This window comes from Rhodococcus sp. MurmanLake-1 (assembly GCF_056945715.1).
In genome coordinates, this window is sequence record NZ_JBWZNF010000068.1 from 1 (window position 1) to 426 (window position 426).

At 51.9% G+C, this 426-nt stretch carries 1 rRNA gene; it reads right to left on the reverse strand.

What is annotated here, in order from left to right:
- Positions 1-360: 360 nt before the first annotated feature.
- Positions 361-426, reverse strand: a 16S ribosomal RNA gene (locus tag AC2ETI_RS32670); the annotation flags it as partial.

Sequence of the window (426 nt, forward strand, 5' to 3'; positions counted from 1 at the left end):
GGCATCCACCGTACGCTCTTCATTACTTACAACAAAGATGCTCGCGTCCACTGTGCAGTTCTCAAACAACACACAACACTCAGGCTCCAAGCAGACACCAACAAGAAGAAAATTCTTGCGGTATGACCGCGCCTGAACATTGTCGTTACTTCCTTCGAGGAAACACTCGCGTGTTCTCTCAGGACCCAACAGTATGCCGATATAATTTGTTCTCCCACCAGCACTGAGGCCGGCAGTAACGAAAACGAATGCTTGTCAGCGTCCACCCATGAGCAACCACCGTTCCACATACGGGAACGAAATGGCCTCTGCTTTCCTCAACCACACCTGTGTGCAGCGAGCGAAAGAGATGCTCCTTAGAAAGGAGGTGATCCAGCCGCACCTTCCGGTACGGCTACCTTGTTACGACTTCGTCCCAATCGCCGA